Raw genomic sequence first — 15,771 nt, 5'->3', positions numbered from 1 at the left:
CTCAGTCCTTTTCCAGTGGTGAAAACAGCAACCGGCCCAGACCGCGCCAGGTTTTCTTGTTCCACGCCTTGAACGGAATCTGCGCCAGCAGCTCCCGCGCCAGTTTGCGGTCGCGGTTGGCGGTTTTCAGGAACATCGAATTGAGCGACTTGTAGCGCACCTCGTCGTACAGCGGATGATCGCTGAACAGCGCGTAGGTGCGCAGGATGTTTTCGATCATGAAGCGATGGTTCTTGTAGGAGTTGGTGGCGTGCTTGCGGTAGCGAGCCATCACCACGTTCAAACCATCGATGAAATACCCGGCGCGTGTCACCTTCAGCTCGATGTACAGGTCTTCGAGGCGAATCGTCGGATCGAATCCACCCACCTTGTCCAGTGCTTCACGACGGATCATCAGGGTCGGCGCCGGCGGATAAGGCTTGCGCTCCAGGAACATGTCATCGAAGTCCAGACGACGGAACGGCACATCCCGGCGCTGGCGCTTTTCCGGGTAGAGGTTGCCATCGGCGTCCATCAACTCGATGTTGCCGGCGCAGATGCCGACCTCAGGCTTACCGTCCATGTAGGCGACCTGGGTGGCGATGCGGTCCGGGTACATGATGTCGTCGGAGCCGAACGGGACGATCAGGCTGCCCCTGGCCCGCGCAATGGCACCATTGAGCGTATTGGTCAGGCCCTGGTTCTGCTGCACACGGAAGTCAAAACCGTGCTTTGCCTGCAAGGCATTGATGCGCTCGACGCTGTCATCCTTCGAGCCGTCGTCGACCACCAGCAGCTCGATGTTTTTGTAGCTCTGGTTGATGACGCTGAGGATGCTTTCCTCGATGTACGGGCCGTGGTTATACGACGCGATGATCACGGTGACGATGGGTTGTGCATCACTCAGGGCGGTGACCTCACTCATGGCTGTTCCTTGCGGGCCTGTTCCAGGCCGGAGTCGATCAGGTTCAGGTATTCCTGGCGGAAGACCTCGATATCGTGCTGTTCCTGCAAATAGCGATAAGCCTGCTCACCCTTGGCCTTGAGCTCGTCATCCGACAGCCCGAGGTAGGCATCCAGCGCCGCGACCAGGCTCGGCACGTCCCTGGGCGTGATCGACAGGCCACCGGCACCTTCGATCAGCGGCAGCATGGCCGGCACGTTCGAGGCGATCACCGGCAGATGCCCGCTCATGCCTTCCAGCAAGGCCAGGCCCAGACCTTCGGCCAGCGACGGCATGGTCCAGATATCGAACGCACGCACGTATTGCAGAGCGTTTTCCTTGAACCCCAGCAGGTGGGCGCGACCGCTCAGGCCGAGTTGCTCGATCTCGGCGGCCAGCGGTGCTTGCAGGCGTCCGGCACCGATAATTGCCAGTTGGGTGTTCGGGTATTTGTCTTTCAGTTGGGCGAACGCCTGCAACAGGTAGGTATGGCCCTTGACCGATACCAGCCGTCCCAGAGCGCCGATCAGGCGCACCTTCGGATCGATGCCCAGCAACTCCCGTGCACGCTCGCGACTGTGCTGCAGGCCTTCAGCCTGTTCGATGTCGATGGCGTTGGTGATGGCGTAGGTATTCCGGTCAGTGAAACCGCAATCGCAATCCAGCAGGTATTGCTTGACCGCCGGCGACACGCCGACGAAACGCCAGTGCCGGTCGATCAGGCGCTGAGTCTGACGACGGCGATAGAAGCGGTCGTACTCGCCGAAACCGTGGGAAATACCGATGCACAACGGCACCTTCAACCAGCGATTGAGCGTCAGCATCATGTTCACCGGTTTGAAGCGGTTGCAGATCACCACGTCGAACTTTTCCCGCCGGCAGAATTTGTACAGCTGCCACATCGCCCGCAGGCGCATGCCTTTGAGGGACTTGTCGGAAAACTCGAAATACACCGAACGGTCGGCCCGGCTGACGGCTTCGCCGGGACCGGGCTTACCGCGCAGAAACGCAGCGGTCACCTCGTAACGATCCGTCGGCAAGGCCTTGACGATCTGCTCGGCGAGGTCGGCGAAATCATGGGATTTGACGTTGTAGTCGGGCTGCAGCTGCAGCACCTTTGCGCGTTGACTCATGACTCTCCCCGGTGCGATCCCGTCGCGCCTGTTTCACTCTGCTTCAGCAGCCAGAACAGCTCCTGGCGCCTGACCGCTTTGCGGAAAAATTCGTTTTCGCCGTAGACCGAAGGCACTCGACCGGCCAGCACTCGCTGAACCAGTCGGCGCAGACGACGCTTGAACGGCGCCGGCGGCTGCAGGTCATGCATCATGCCCAGTGCCATGGCCTTGTCCCGCTGCAACTCGATCGGCAGTGGCAGACACAGCGGCTGCATTGCGAGCGTTGCATCGAACGTCGGCGGCAACGCAATGCCCTGCCCGCTGTCGCCCATCGGCCAGCGATCGTTGTCGTGCAAGTGGTTGGCGTAGCCGAGCAGGGTCGGCTGCCAGTCCAGGCCGTGCAAGGCTTCCATCACGGCTTCCTGGGCGCAGATATGGTCGGGATGTGGATCGAGTGTCGGGTGTGGCAACACGATCACATCCGGCCGCGCACGGGACAGAACGTCACGCAGGTCGGCCAGCAGGTTGTTCCAGGTCGGCGCGCCGTCGGCATCGCCGGGCAGGGCAAACGGATTCAACTGACGAAAAATCCGCGTGTCGTTCAGATCGGCTTCCCGCGAGCCCACCGGTTGATTCGGCGCAGCCTGCATCGCCGCCAGTTGCAGACAGAAGTAACCGAGCTGCACGCAATGTTCCTGCGGCACGCCGGCCCAGCGCGGCACGGCGAGGCTGTCCCAGGCCCGCAAGCGACCCTTGAGCCGCGACGCCTCGACCTTGTTCAGGCCCATCTGCCGATAGTGTTCGGCTTCTATCTCGCCGGCGGTCAGGGTGACGATCCAGGCCTCGTCGGCCTGACTGTACAAACCGTAAGCGGCCAGCTCGGCATCGTCGGCGTGCGGCGCAATCACCATCACCCGCTGACGCCGGTAATCCGGCTGCTCCAGCGCCCACAGCACCGGCTCGCCGGACACCCGGCAAAAACGCCCGCGCAGACGCAGCAAGCCCTGAGACAGGGTCTGCGCCTGACCGCTGAGGTTCAGAAAACGCAGGCCGTTGACGCCACGTTCGAAAGTCTGGGCATCCGGATTCGATCCACCCGCCAGCTCGACCCGTGGATCGAAGAAACGCCCCAGCCAGCTACTTTTCACCCGCACGGCGAGAATCAGCGTTGCGTCATCCGGCAGCATCACGCCCTCATCGAGGCGCAATTGTTCGCCGTGCAAATGCACTTTTGGCTGCGGTGTGAATGGTGGAAAGCTGTACTGGTAATCGTCTTTCGGCGAATAGAACAAGTGGTCGGCGAACCATGCTTCATGGGCAATCCAGCCAATCACCGCCAGCACCAGCGGCAACCACCAGGCCACCAGCACGCCGAGGGCGATCAACACGATCAATGCGATCAACAAACCGATGCGTTTATTGCGCCGGTGACGCTTGAGCAGTTGCTGTTTGCGGCTCATGGGCTGACTCATACGGTGAAGACCGGCACAGGATTGCACCAGCGATCCTTGTATTCACGGTCGGCACGACCGAAGGAAAAGCGCAGCGGCTTGTTCAGTGCCCGGGCATGTTCCCAGGCACTTTGCGTATTGAGGAAACTCAGGACGCTGCCGGGGCTGAATTCACGGGTTTCGGGATCGACGCCGCCGTTGATGTACTCGACGCTGATCCACTCCGGCGCTTCGACGCGATACACCAGTTGAATGGCGATCGGCGCGTCATTGAGGAAGATCACCGAGCCGATCAACAGCTCGCGCAACAGCTCGATGACTTCGGCCATGCGTGCTGCGCCAGTGGCCGGGAAACCCCAGCGGCGCTGGAACAGGTCGCAATAAATGGCTGCCAGTTCGGCACTGGAAAAGTCGCTGACCGGCCGCACCACCCCGCCCGCCTCTTCCAGCAGGCGCAGTTCGCGGCGCTGGTTATAGCGAAACTTCTTCGACAGTTCTTCCGGGGTACGGGCCATGGCCAGTTGCTCGGTCTGCAACTTGAGGCCGCTGAAGCGGTTTTCGTTGAGCGCCGACAGGTAGCGTCCGCGATGGCGCAGCGGGGCCCGGGCATCGGCGGCGGCCGGCAGGATCAGCTCGGCGTTGCCGAGGTCGAACAGGCCTTTCTTGCCGTTGCGCTTGAGCACGTCCTTGGACAAGGCCAGGTCGCGGCCCCAGGTCGGGATCGCCGCTTTGATCTCACCCTGCTGTTCCCAGGCCAGATAGCGCACCGCAATGCCGGCCAGATTCGCCAGCCGCTCGACGACCATCGGATGAGTCGCGACGCTGCCGCCGAAACGTTGCCAGGCCTGTGCATAAGTTGAGGCGTCAACGGGCGACCAGCCACGTTCGCGCCAGCCTTGAAATCGGTTGAGCATCAGCCCCTCGGTGCCAGATCGGTAACTTGCGGCAAATGCCAGAAGGTGTCGCGTACGGCGCGGTCGGAGAAACGCTCGCGCAGGCGATCGAACATCATTTCGGCGCACTGGCGACGCTGCTGCTCGTCCATGCTGGCCAGATGTTTCAAGCCCTGGGCCAGATGTTCGGCATCGCCCAGCGGGAACAGAATGCCCACGCCTTCGACTACTTCCTTTGCCCCGCCGCATGCCGTGGCCAGCAACGGCACGCCGGCGGCCATGGCCTCCAGCAGCACCATGCCGAACGGTTCGTGATCGGAGCTCAGGGCAAACACATCGAATGCGCGGAAGTAATTGCGCGCGTCCGGCACCTGACCGAGAAACAGCACGCGATCACCAACGCCCAGCTCACGGGCCAGGGCCTTGAGTTCATCCTCAAGACGACCCTTGCCGAGAATCACCAGTTGGCTGTTGGCCGGCAGACCAGGCAATGCCGCGGCAAACCCGTGCAGCAACGTGGCCTGATCCTTGTCCGGGTGCAGGCGACCGACGTTGCCGACAATGAATGCATCCGCCGACAGACCGAGGGTCTCGCGAGCTTCACGGGCGGACACCTGACTCATCTGCAACGCCGAGACATCGATGCGGTTATAGAGGGTCTGGATACGCGCCGCCGGCCATTTCGGCAGGCAACGGCGCATGTCGTCGCGCACCGCATCGGACACGCCGAGCAGGCTCAGACGCTTGCGGAAAATGTGTGCAAAGAGTTTGCGCGAACCGCGTTTGTAATCGCCAAACGCGTGGTGCACGCCAATCACCGGCAGTGAAGTGCCGAGCAAAGCGATGTAGATCGGCTTGAAACGATGGGCGATGCAGAAACTGAAATTGCGTGAAGCGGCGATCTTGCGCAGATCGCCGATGGCGCCCAGCTTCAGGCCACGAATGGCCTTGGAGCTGTACTCCATGAACAACACTTCATCGGAGGCGCAGGCCGCGGCCACCTCGCTATCGGCGACCCCGGTCAGAAAGACCGTGGTGACCCGATAACCGGTGCCCGCGAACAGGCTGGCGTACTGCCGCGCGCAGTCGAGGAACGGCCCGTCATAGCCGTGACAGAACTGCAGCACATGGCGTTCAGCCGAGCGTGTCATAAGCGTTTGCGCCTTCTTTGACCACCAGGATGTCTTCCATGATCAGGTACTGCAGATCCGAGCCGAAGAACATGTTCAGGGCGTCGGTCGGCGAGCAGATCATCGGTTCGCCACGGCGGTTGAGCGAGGTGTTCAGGGACACGCCGTTGCCGGTCAGCACTTCCAGCGCCTTCATCATGTCGTAGTAGCGCGGGTTGTATTCGCGCTTGAGCACTTGGGCACGGGACGTGCCGTCTTCGTGGACGACTTCCGGCACGCGGGTCTTCCACTCTTCCGCCACTTCGAAGGTGAAGGTCATGAACGGCGCCGGGTGATCGATCTTGATCATCTGTGGCGCAACGGTGTCGAGCATCGACGGGCAGAAAGGCCTCCAGCGCTCGCGGAACTTGATCTGGTGGTTGATGCGGTCAGCCACGCCAGCCACGCTCGGGCAACCGATGATCGAACGACCACCCAGTGCACGCGGACCGAACTCCATGCGGCCCTGGAACCAGGCCACCGGGTTGCCATCGACCATGATTTTGGCGATCTGCTCCGGCATGTTGTCAAGCTTGCGCCAGGTCGGCTTGTTCTCGTGACGGGCACATGCGGCGATCACGTCTTCGTTGCTGTACGACGGGCCGAGGTAGACGTGTTCCATCTTCTCGACCGGCACGCCACGGGCGTTGGACACATAGGCCGCGGCGCCGACTGCGGTGCCGGCATCGCCGGAGGCAGGCTGAACGAACAGCTCCTTGACGTCGTCGCGGGCGATGATTTTCTGGTTGAGCTTGACGTTCAACGCACAGCCACCGGCATAGGCCAGTTTGCCGGTTTCCTTGAGCACGTCGCCCAGGTAGTAGTCGATCATCTGCAGCGCGATTTTTTCGAACAGCGCTTGAATGCTGGCGGCGTAGTGGATGTACGGCTCGTCGGCGATGTCACCTTCGCGCTTCGGACCCAGCCACTCGATCAGCTTCGGCGAGAAGTAGTAACCCTTGCCCTTCTCTTTGTAGCGACGCAGGCCGATCACGTTGGCGTAGTCGGTGTTGATCACCAGCTCGCCGTTCTCGAACGAGGCCAGACGCGAGAAATCGTATTTGCTGGCATCGCCGTACGGCGCCATGCCCATGACCTTGAACTCACCGTCCAGCATGTCGAAACCGAGGAACTCGGTGATCGCGCCGTACAGGCCGCCGAGGGAGTCCGGATCGAAGAATTCCTTGATCTTGTGGATCTTGCCGTTTTCGCCATAACCGAAGAAGGTCGTGGCGTACTCGCCCTTGCCGTCGATGCCGAGGATCGCGGTTTTCTCTTTGAAACCCGAGCAGTGGTAGGCGCTGGAAGCGTGGGCCAGGTGGTGTTCAACCGGTTCGATCTTGATTTTCTTCGGATCGAAGCCCAGTTGCTCCAGGCACCAGACGATTTTGTTGCGATAGCGCTTGTAGCGACGGTTGCCCATCAGGATCGCGTCGAGTGCGCGGTCCGGGGCGTACCAGTAACGCTTGGCGTACTGCCAGCGGGCCTTGCCGAAAATGCTGATCGGGGCGAACGGAATCGCGACCACGTCAACGTCGGACGGCTTGATGCCAGCCTGCTCCAGGCAGAACTTCGCCGATTCGTAGGGCATGCGGTTCTTTGCATGTTTATCGCGTACGAAGCGCTCTTCCTCAGCCGCCGCGACCAGCTTGCCGTCGATGTACAAGGCTGCTGAAGGATCATGGCTAAGGGCGCCGGACAGGCCAAGAATCGTCAATGCCACAGGGGTCTAGCCTCTTTAGTCTGCATTCAGGCGCGATGCGCCTTGAAAAATGATGTGCCCTCGCACCGGGCGAGAGACAGCTAAAGGGCGGGATTATAGCTTAAAAGCGTCGACAAACCTCTAGCGGAACTGGCCGGCCGGTGCGTTGACACTCGAGTAGCATCGACATAGACTCCAGCGCAAACGGACTGGGAGATCCCGGTCGGCGCTAATGCCTCGGTGAGATCATCGGGGCTTTTCGCTTTCTGGGGATGGGAAAATCTTCAAACCCCAATTCTCGAAACCCTCTCCAACTTTGCTCCGTCCCCCGCTGCAATAGAACTTGCGCTTGAGCACGTCAAAAGCACGGTTTCCCTGATCCGCCCTCAAAACGCTCATGCCAATGGGCCTCGCAACAAGGTCGGCTAGCTGCAGGCCTGTGGAATTCACCTGTTTGGTTGCAAAAACGATGTCAAACGGCAGTTGAATACCCCATCGATTCGCCCCACCACACATCCTGCGAAACTCCAACTCAAGCTCGTTATCTTCTCGCTTTCCTCGGCGCTCGAAAATCACGTGCGTCAGTGCTCGTTGTTGATTCTTCTCCTGCAAAAACTCATAGAGCGTTTCCAGACAAAAGCCGAGAGCGAGGTGATAAGGATTGTGTCCTGTGCCTTGTTTTTCACGAAGGGAAGCCTTGTCTACGACGCAACTGATCAGAACGAAGTTGCTGGCTTCAATGATGCAGGTCAGCTCCTCAAGAAAGGCATTCTTGTGCTCTCTCGACATGAAGAGGCCAGAAAACGCTCCTTTTTCTTTACGAATTTCGAGTTCATGCAGGCCGATCAGATCGTGTCCCATATGGGCAAACTTGAATTTCTGTAGAGCAGGAATGACTTGCTCGCAGTAATACCTTTTATGAAAGGCACAAAAGGCGAGCACGAAGACTGGATAGTTGGGATCGAGTGTCTGCATCCCATGATCACCGCTCTCATCGACATAAACGACGACATCGCTGTATTCACTGGTTGGGGGCAAAGTAGTTACCCGCGGCTCGGCCGCCAATAAACACCGATATTCCCGTCCACCGCCTGACGATAGATCGTATAAGGCAGGCAAGCCGTATCGAATACCCCGGAAAGAGTCATGTCGAGCAGGACGACCGGCACCAGAATGCCAGTGGGATCAGGGGGCGCGTGCAACAGGCAGAAGTCGTGGGCGAGCCCGCTGTAGATGCGCGGAATGGACTGGCAGTAGGTCTTCTGTTTGCGCAGGCTGCGCGTAGCAGCCTCGTCGCCCTGCAGCACAGTGACGGCGGTGCCGCAGCCAGACAATGCCAGGGAAAATGCGCCAATGGTAATAGCCGTTTTGATGGTCAAGATTTGCCCTCCGGGAACGTCGGGGCAAACTAGCATCGGAGGCTTATACGGGGCAGTTCATGGGTTCTGGTAAGGCCGTAGGACAAATCACAAGAATTTGTCGTCACATGCCTTACCCGATTTCCATTGCAGAAACGCCTTACCGGCTTGCGAAATAAATCACACAGCGCCCAATGCATCCTTGGGCAAACGCTGATCGATCACCTGATACAGCGCACTGCTCTCGGGCCAGTTGCGCATGAACCGCGCGCGATCCCGGGCATAGGCTGGAGCAAAGCTGCCCGCCGAACCGTGCTGGCACATCGAATCCAGATCGATCAGCGCCCAGCGATCCTCATGCCAGAACAGGTTGTGGCCCTTGAAATCGCCATGACTGATGCGCTCGGCAATCAACCGCGCAAACAGCTGATCCAGCGCCTGCAACTCGGCTTCCGGCGCTGCGCCGCTCTCAACATACGGCGCAAAGCGCTCGATGATGTCAGGCCCGGGCAGGTACTCGGTGATCAGATACGCCTTGCTGCGCAGCCAGAAAAACCGGGTTTCCAGCACCGCCAGCGGTTTGGGCGTGGCGATACCGAGGAACGCGAGGCGATTACCCTCGCGCCAGGAATGCCAGGCGCGGCTCGGGCGCCAGAAGCGCTTGAGCCAATGAGCAAACCCTTTGATGTTGTAACGTTTGATCACCAGCGCACGCCCGGCCACTTCGATCTTGCCGACGCTCGCCGCGCCGCCGGTCTTGTACAAATGACCCTGATCGAGCAAGGCATCGGCCTGCTCCAGCACCGGCAGCATCGCGGACTCTTCCTCGCGACGGATCGACCGCAGACCGAAGGCCCCGCGCCGCACGCTGAACAGCGTGCATTCACGACCGACCTTGATCAGGAAATCCTTGAGCCGCCAGGCGCGCACCTTGTCGATCTGCTTCTGCAAGGCTTCCAGCGGCAACGCGTGCTCGCTGTTGCTCAGCAGGTAATACACCAGCAATTCTTCGGTGAACGGCTCCAGCGACTTGGGCAGCTGGGCGAAGAACACCCCGAGGTTTTCCAGCACTTTCTGACGGGACAACGGCTGGCCGGCATTTTCCGCACAGATGCCGGCGCCATCGATCAGATACAACTGGCCACCGTGGCGCAGCAGGTTGTCCAGGTGCAGGTCTTCCTGCCACAGGCCTTTGCCGTGTAACTGGCCAATGGCGCCGAGCGCTTCGGCCAGCACTGCCGATTGCTCATCCGCCAGCACCGGCAAGGATTCGACCTTGTTCCAGGCATCGCCCAGACTTTCAGCACCTTCGAGGAACTCGAACAGCAGCCAGCCACCCTCGCCGTCCTTCAAGCCATCGGCCAGCAGCAACGGCGTGGTCATGCCTTGGGCAGCGAGCAGCTTCACGCCTTCCAGTTCACGCTGAAAATGTCGCGCCGCCTTGCTGCCGACCAACAACTTTGCCAGCACCGGACGACCGCGCCACACGCCCGCACCGACATAACGCTGCCCCGGCAACACCCGCAACAGACTGAGCAATTGCAGATCGGCCGGGCCCGCCGCATCAGCCAGCCCAACGGTCAGAGGCAGGCTCGGCGTGCGTCCGGCGTTTTTCAGTTCGGACAACTGCATCAACGCGTCTCCTTGCGACTGCGCCGCGCGGTCAGCCGCGTGACCCAGCTGTCGACCAGCGAACTGTCGACCGACTGATCGAGATACGCCGCCAGCAACTCGCGCAACTGGGCATCGCTCCATTCCGGAGCACGACGCAGCAGCGGCTCCAGGTCCTTGACCCGATCCCGCTGACCGAACAGCAGAGGGCGGGTCTTTTCCAGATCAATCAGTTGCGCCTGATAACCGGCGCCTTCGGCCCGCAGGAAAATATGCTTCGGATAGAAGCAGCCGTGCACCTGACGCACACCGTGCAGATGCCGGGCCAGCTGACCGCAGGCCTTGAGAATCGCCGACTGCTGCGATGCCTCAAGGTCCGACCAGCGCTGCAACAGCGAATCCAGATCATCCCAACCGTCGAGCGCCCGGGTCAGCAGGAGCGCGCGCACTTCGCCCGCGACGTTGCGCTGACCGAAAAACGCCGCCTGCAGCGCCGGAATCCCGAGCGAGCGGTAGCGGCTGATATTGCGAAATTCCCGGGCAAACGTCGGCTCGCCAAACGGCGCATGCAGCGTGCGGGTCAGGTAATTGCTCTGACGCTTGAGGTAATAACCATGACCTTCGAGTTCGAGGCGGAACACGCTGCTCCAACCGCCGCCGTCGGTGTTCGGCTCATCCACCGCGTCGAGCTGTTTGGCCCACAGCGCGTCGAAAGTACCGAGGCCGTGGCGCTCCAACAGCGCACGGTCTTCAGCGGCGAGAAAATCAGTCATTCGCGTCCCTCGAAAAATCTCACCACGTGACGAATCCGTTTCTTGTCGGCGGCATTGAGCCGGTCACGCTGGCGGTATTGCAGGTAGAAGCGCAGGCGCTGGGTGTTCGACAGGTGATATTTGGCAACCTTGTCGAGACAGGCCAGGTCCTTGGTGATCCGGTACTTGAGCCAGAAACCGCGCCAGAAATCGCCGTTCGGGCAATCGATGAGAAACAGCTGTGCCTGATCGTCGATCAGCAGGTTGCGCCATTTCAGATCGTTATGGGTAAAGCGATGATCGTGCATCGTCCGGGTATAGACGGCCAGTTGCCGACTGATGCCGTCGACCCAACTGTGATTTCTCAGCTTGGGGTCATTGCGCTCGGCCAATGCCGAGAGGTCCTCGGTGCGGGGCAGCTCACGGGTGATCATCGCCCCGCGATCGTAGGCTATGCCGTTGCGCTCCAGCCCCCAGGCCACCACTTCGGCGGTGGGAATGCCCCACTTGGCGAAGCGCTTGAGGTTCTGCCACTCCATCTTCACCCGGGGCTTGCCCAGGTAACGGCGCAAGCCCTTGCCGGCGCCGGAGTAGCGTTTGACGTAATAGTTGACGCCGTTGCGCTGCACGCGAATGACTTCGGACAACGGGTCGCGGGTCAGACGCTCGCCTTCAAGCGCAAACACCGCTTCAAGGCTGCCGAAATCCGCTGCGAGATCGTTGTATTCGGGCTCAAGATTCCAACCCGCCATCAGAGCGCATCCCCGTATCGCTGCTTGCGCTCGTAGAGCTTGTTGGCCTTGCCTTCGAGCCAGCTCAGCAACGGTGCTTCTTCAGCCAGGATCCGGCACAGCGGTTGCTGGAAATAGCCCTTGAGGAAGCGCAGCTTGTCGCGGCGGGTCAGGCCGATGTCCAGCGCGGAAAAATACAGCGCCGCCAGATCCTTGTCGCGCCAGCGCCGGGTGATCGCCGGACGGGTCTGGGCGCGGTGCAGGTCGATGACCGAGAGTTTGAAATCTTCCGGGGTCACCGGCTTGTCGGTGTGCAGCAGAAAGTGGCAGATGTAGCAGTCGCGGTGGTTGACCCCGGCGCGGTGCATCATGCCGGTCATGCGCGCGACCTCGGCGATCAGCGCCCGCTTGAGCTTGGGCTGCGGTGGCTGTTTGACCCAGTCGATGCTGAAGTCTTCAAGACTGATGGTCGGCGCCAGCTCTTCGGTGACGATGAATGAATGCTGATCTGCCGGATTGCTGCCCTTCTCGCCGTACGCAACAGCGGTCATGGTCGGCACACCGACCTCCTGCAGACGCTGGATAGCCTTCCATTCCTGGCCCGCACCGAGCACCGGCAGCTTGGCGGTGAGCAGATTCTTGAAAATCTCGCTCCAGCCAATGCCACGGTGGATCTTGACGAAAAATCCGTTGCCGTCGACTTCCGTGCGCAAAGTCCGGCGGGCTTCCAGCTCGCGGTACACCTCGCCCTGCAAGCCCTCGACTTCCGCGAATGCATCGCGGCCAGCCCAGAGGCTCTTGAACGGTTCAGCCAGCATCAACTTCATTTATGCGTGCTCCGCCAGAATCACATCGGCCGCGTGCTGCGGCATGCTGTAGAGGTCGGCCGTCTCGGCGAAGGCCAGACCGTTGCGGCTCCAGGCCGCCCGTGCAGCGTCGTCGTTCAACATGTCAGTCAGGTACTGCGTCAGTTGCGTCTGATCGAACGGTTCGTCCAGCACTCGCCCGGCATCGGCCTCGGCAATGTAATGGGCGTAGCCGCAGACCGCGCTGACCAGCACCGGCAACCCGGCGACCAGCGCTTCAAGCAGCACCGTACCGGTGTTTTCGTTGTACGCCGGGTGAATCAACAGATCGGCGCCGAGCAGGAAACGCGGGATATCACTGCGCCCCTTGAGGAACGTCACGTTATCGCCCAGACCCAATGTTGCACTCTGCATCTGGAACAATTTGGGGTCATCCTGGCCGATTACAAACAGCCGGGTACGTTTCTTCAGCTCGGCGGGCAACGCGGCCAGCGCTTTCAGGCTGCGATCGACGCCCTTGGTCTTGAACCCGGAGCCGATCTGCACCAGCAGCAGTTCGTCGTCCTTCAGATTGAATTCGGCGCGGAAACCGGCGCGAATCTGGTCGGCATCCGCCGGACGGCGGCGATCCTGGGCGATGCCCGGCGGCAGCAGGTGGAAGCGCTCCAGCGGTGTGTCGTAATACTTGATGAACAGCGGCTGCTGCACTTCGGAAATCATCAGCACTTCGGTCTTCGCGTCTTTGGCGAACACTGCACGCTCGTATTCGGCGAAGTGGCGGTAGCGGCCCCAGCGGCGATACAGCGAATGGCGCAGGTTCTGCGCCTTGTCTTCGAAGCAGCCGTCGGCGGCGTAGTAGACGTCCAGCCCCGGCATCTTGTTGAAGCCGATCAGGCGATCCACCGGTCGCTTGGCCAGGTCCGCCTCCATCCACGCGCTGAGCTTTTCGTTGCGGCGGTGATTGAAGAACGCCTTGACCGGCGCCACCAGCACTTCGAAACCGGGCGGCACGTCGCCTTCCCAGATCAGGGTGTAGACGCGGATCTTGTGGCCACGCTTCTGGCATTCGAGGGCGATGCGCAGGAAGTCGCGCTGCAAGCCGCCGAACGGGAAATATTTGTACAGGACAAAAGCCAATTGCATCAGCGCAGCTCCTCAGCCATCAACAACGTGCTCAGTCGGCTGGCAACACGCTCGGGATTCAGACGCGTGAAGCACAGGGGCCACTCGCGTTTCAGGTCAAACTGACGGGCATCCTGCGCGGTCGGTTGATACGTACATTTCTTTTGCAGGCACGGCGCGCACGGGAAATCGCTGCCGAGGTGAATCTGCAGCTTGCCGTAGGCGCCGGTCAGGCCCGGATTGGTCGGGCCGAACAGGGAAATCGTCGGCACGTCCAGCGCCGCAGCGAGATGGCCCAGACCGGTGTCCACCGCAACGCAGGCCTGGGCGCCGGCCAGCACCTTGCCGACCCCGGCCAGGTTCAGTTTCGGCAGCACTTCGGCGTGTTTGAAACCGGCGGCGATGCGCTCGGCCCGGGCTTTCTCCAGCGGGTTGCCCCACGGCAGCCTGATCCCGACACCGAGATAACCGACACGCTCGGTCAGCTCGCGCCAGTAGGCTTCCGGCCAGTGCTTGGTGTCCCAGGTGGTGCCATGGAGGAACACCACGTAGGCATTCTTGCGTGGCAATTCGACCAGACGCTCGACGTTGAGGCCGTAATCGCCCAGGCCTTTGGGCAAGTCGTAACCCAAGGCAATGGCAAACAACTGGCGCACACGCTCGACGGCGTGCTGCCCACGGGCCACCGCCAGTTTGCGGTCATAAAAACGCGCGGCGATCGGTTCCCGGGCGGAACCTTTGTCGAGACCGGCCACCGGGGCCTTGACGTAGCGGGTCAGCCAGGCGCTTTTCAGCAAACCTTGGGCGTCGATCACCAGGTCATATTTGTTCGCCCGAACGGACTGCTTGAAGCGCTTCCATTCGCCACTGGTGATGGTTTTCCAGATATTTTTGCGCCAGCGGCGGATCGCCACCGGAATCACGTTGCCCACGGCCGGGTGCCAGGTCGGAATCTCGGCGAAACCTTCCTCCACCACCCAGTCGAACTTGATCCCGGGAATCGCCCGGGCGGCGTCGGTCAGCGCCGGCAACGCGTGAATGACGTCGCCCAGCGATGAAGTCTTGATCAGCAATACCCGCAACTTAATGAACCTCGACCACAGAGCCCTGCAAACGCTGCAAGGCATCGTTGACCGCGTCCGGCATCAGCTGGCGCAGGCAGTTGTAATGGCCGAAACGGCAGGTGCGGTCAAAGCAGGGGCTGCAATCGAGGCCCAGACGGACGATTTCCACGTGCTCGGCCAGCGGCGGGGTGAAACCCGGCGAGGTCGAACCGTAGACCGCCACCAACGGGCGATTCAATGCAGCGGCCACGTGCATCAGGCCGGAATCGTTGGAGACCACCGAGTCGGCGCAGGACATCAAATCGATGGCCTCGGCCAGCGACGTGCCGCCGCTCAGATTCACGGATTCTTCGCGCAGGCCCGGAATCAGCCGCGCGCGGATGTCTTCACCCACCGCGTGATCGTTCTTCGAACCGAACAGCCAGACCTGCCAGCCCTCGCGAATCCGCGCCTCGGCGACCTTGGCGTAGTGCTCGGACGGCCAGCGTTTGGCCTCACCGAATTCAGCGCCGGGGCACAGCACCAACACCGGGCGATCGAGGGTCAAACCGAACTTGGCCAATGCGGCCTCGCGGGTGACCGGGTCGATTTGCAGGCTCGGGCGCGGATAAGGTTTCGGCAGTTCGGCGTTCGGCTCGTAGGCCAGTGCCATGAAACGTTCGATCATCAGCGGATAACGTTCTTTATCCAGCGTGCGCACATCATTGAGCAGGCCGTAGCGGAATTCGCCACGCCAGCCGGTGCGTTTCGGGATGCCGGCGAAAAACGGCACCAGTGCCGACTTCAGCGAGTTCGGCAGCAGGATCGCCTGGTCGTACTGGCCGGCCAGGGATTTGCCGATCCGCCGGCGGGTCGCCAGCTCCAGCGCGCCGTGGCCGAGCGGAAAGCTCAAGGCCTTGCGCACTTCGGGCATGCGTTCGAGGATCGGCCGGCTCCACTCGGGGGCCAGCACGTCGATTTCGCACTGCGGGTGGCGCTGTTTGAGACACTGAAACAGTGTCTGCGCCATCACCATGTCACCGACCCAACTGGGCCCAACGATCAGAATATTCATGTGGTTTCCATAAACGAACCG

15 protein-coding genes are annotated in these 15,771 nt (G+C 61.1%); all 15 read right to left on the bottom strand.

Annotated features, from left to right (window positions below):
* Position 1: 1 nt before the first annotated feature.
* Positions 2 to 886: a glycosyltransferase gene (locus C6Y56_RS02380; protein ID WP_169432586.1), complete on the bottom strand. Its 885-nt coding sequence runs from the start codon at positions 884 to 886 to the stop codon at positions 2 to 4.
* A 14-nt stretch (positions 887 to 900) separates the two neighbouring features.
* A complete protein-coding gene (locus tag C6Y56_RS02375; RefSeq protein ID WP_169428566.1) occupies positions 901 to 2,055 on the bottom strand; it encodes a glycosyltransferase in 1,155 nt (384 codons plus the stop codon).
* Positions 2,052 to 3,497, bottom strand: a complete 1,446-nt coding sequence (locus C6Y56_RS02370; protein WP_169428565.1) for a PIG-L family deacetylase — start codon at positions 3,495 to 3,497, stop codon at positions 2,052 to 2,054. The genes C6Y56_RS02375 and C6Y56_RS02370 overlap by 4 nt, the downstream gene beginning before the upstream one ends.
* A gap of 8 nt (positions 3,498 to 3,505) precedes the next feature.
* Positions 3,506 to 4,402, bottom strand: a complete 897-nt coding sequence (locus C6Y56_RS02365) for an antimicrobial resistance protein Mig-14 (RefSeq protein ID WP_169428564.1) — start codon at positions 4,400 to 4,402, stop codon at positions 3,506 to 3,508.
* Positions 4,402 to 5,532 carry a glycosyltransferase gene (locus tag C6Y56_RS02360; protein ID WP_169428563.1) on the bottom strand — a complete coding sequence of 377 codons (1,131 nt, stop codon included), beginning with the start codon at positions 5,530 to 5,532 and terminating at the stop codon, positions 4,402 to 4,404. The genes C6Y56_RS02365 and C6Y56_RS02360 overlap by 1 nt, the downstream gene beginning before the upstream one ends.
* Complete coding sequence (locus C6Y56_RS02355) at positions 5,516 to 7,273, bottom strand: carbamoyltransferase family protein (RefSeq protein WP_007952261.1); 1,758 nt, start codon at positions 7,271 to 7,273, stop codon at positions 5,516 to 5,518. The genes C6Y56_RS02360 and C6Y56_RS02355 overlap by 17 nt, the downstream gene beginning before the upstream one ends.
* A gap of 225 nt (positions 7,274 to 7,498) precedes the next feature.
* A complete protein-coding gene (locus tag C6Y56_RS02350; RefSeq protein ID WP_432760316.1) occupies positions 7,499 to 8,317 on the bottom strand; it encodes a DUF3800 domain-containing protein in 819 nt (272 codons plus the stop codon).
* Positions 8,296 to 8,631: a YceK/YidQ family lipoprotein gene (locus tag C6Y56_RS02345; RefSeq protein WP_169428561.1), complete on the bottom strand. Its 336-nt coding sequence runs from the start codon at positions 8,629 to 8,631 to the stop codon at positions 8,296 to 8,298. The genes C6Y56_RS02350 and C6Y56_RS02345 overlap by 22 nt, the downstream gene beginning before the upstream one ends.
* 159 nt (positions 8,632 to 8,790) lie before the next feature.
* On the bottom strand, positions 8,791 to 10,242 hold the full coding sequence (locus C6Y56_RS02340; RefSeq protein ID WP_169428560.1) for a lipopolysaccharide kinase InaA family protein: 1,452 nt from the start codon (positions 10,240 to 10,242) through the stop codon (positions 8,791 to 8,793).
* Positions 10,242 to 10,994, bottom strand: a complete 753-nt coding sequence (locus C6Y56_RS02335) for a lipopolysaccharide kinase InaA family protein (RefSeq protein ID WP_169428559.1) — start codon at positions 10,992 to 10,994, stop codon at positions 10,242 to 10,244. The genes C6Y56_RS02340 and C6Y56_RS02335 overlap by 1 nt, the downstream gene beginning before the upstream one ends.
* Positions 10,991 to 11,725, bottom strand: coding sequence for a lipopolysaccharide kinase InaA family protein (locus tag C6Y56_RS02330; RefSeq protein ID WP_169428558.1), 735 nt, complete (start codon positions 11,723 to 11,725; stop codon positions 10,991 to 10,993). Before C6Y56_RS02330 ends, C6Y56_RS02335 begins: the two co-directional genes overlap by 4 nt.
* On the bottom strand, positions 11,725 to 12,531 hold the full coding sequence (gene rfaP, locus C6Y56_RS02325) for a lipopolysaccharide core heptose(I) kinase RfaP (RefSeq protein ID WP_169428557.1): 807 nt from the start codon (positions 12,529 to 12,531) through the stop codon (positions 11,725 to 11,727). The genes C6Y56_RS02330 and rfaP overlap by 1 nt, the downstream gene beginning before the upstream one ends.
* Positions 12,532 to 13,653: a glycosyltransferase family 4 protein gene (locus C6Y56_RS02320; protein WP_169428556.1), complete on the bottom strand. Its 1,122-nt coding sequence runs from the start codon at positions 13,651 to 13,653 to the stop codon at positions 12,532 to 12,534.
* Positions 13,653 to 14,714 (bottom strand): lipopolysaccharide heptosyltransferase I, encoded by a 1,062-nt coding sequence (waaC, locus tag C6Y56_RS02315; RefSeq protein WP_169428555.1) that lies wholly within the window; start codon positions 14,712 to 14,714, stop codon positions 13,653 to 13,655. The genes C6Y56_RS02320 and waaC overlap by 1 nt, the downstream gene beginning before the upstream one ends.
* A 1-nt stretch (position 14,715) precedes the next feature.
* The gene (waaF, locus tag C6Y56_RS02310) at positions 14,716 to 15,750 is read right to left on the bottom strand and encodes a lipopolysaccharide heptosyltransferase II (RefSeq protein WP_039766536.1); all 1,035 of its coding nucleotides are present in this window, start codon (positions 15,748 to 15,750) and stop codon (positions 14,716 to 14,718) included.
* Positions 15,751 to 15,771: the final 21 nt, after the last annotated feature.

The organism is Pseudomonas fluorescens (assembly GCF_012974785.1).
Lineage (GTDB): Bacteria > Pseudomonadota > Gammaproteobacteria > Pseudomonadales > Pseudomonadaceae > Aquipseudomonas > Aquipseudomonas fluorescens_BT.
Note: the sequence above shows the minus strand (reverse complement) of the source record. Positions and strands in the feature narration are given on the sequence as shown.

What these genes read in the sequence shown, in the direction of transcription:
- C6Y56_RS02375 (WP_169428566.1), bottom strand. Translation starts at nt 2,055, where the DNA reads ATGAGTCAACGCGCAAAGGTGCTGCAGCTGCAGCCCGACTACAACGTC.
- C6Y56_RS02370 (WP_169428565.1), bottom strand. Translation starts at nt 3,497, where the DNA reads ATGAGCCGCAAACAGCAACTGCTCAAGCGTCACCGGCGCAATAAACGC.
- C6Y56_RS02365 (WP_169428564.1), bottom strand. Translation starts at nt 4,402, where the DNA reads ATGCTCAACCGATTTCAAGGCTGGCGCGAACGTGGCTGGTCGCCCGTT.
- C6Y56_RS02360 (WP_169428563.1), bottom strand. Translation starts at nt 5,532, where the DNA reads ATGACACGCTCGGCTGAACGCCATGTGCTGCAGTTCTGTCACGGCTAT.
- C6Y56_RS02340 (WP_169428560.1), bottom strand. Translation starts at nt 10,242, where the DNA reads ATGCAGTTGTCCGAACTGAAAAACGCCGGACGCACGCCGAGCCTGCCT.
- C6Y56_RS02335 (WP_169428559.1), bottom strand. Translation starts at nt 10,994, where the DNA reads ATGACTGATTTTCTCGCCGCTGAAGACCGTGCGCTGTTGGAGCGCCAC.
- C6Y56_RS02330 (WP_169428558.1), bottom strand. Translation starts at nt 11,725, where the DNA reads ATGGCGGGTTGGAATCTTGAGCCCGAATACAACGATCTCGCAGCGGAT.
- rfaP (WP_169428557.1), bottom strand. Translation starts at nt 12,531, where the DNA reads ATGAAGTTGATGCTGGCTGAACCGTTCAAGAGCCTCTGGGCTGGCCGC.
- C6Y56_RS02320 (WP_169428556.1), bottom strand. Translation starts at nt 13,653, where the DNA reads ATGCAATTGGCTTTTGTCCTGTACAAATATTTCCCGTTCGGCGGCTTG.
- waaF (WP_039766536.1), bottom strand. Translation starts at nt 15,750, where the DNA reads ATGAATATTCTGATCGTTGGGCCCAGTTGGGTCGGTGACATGGTGATG.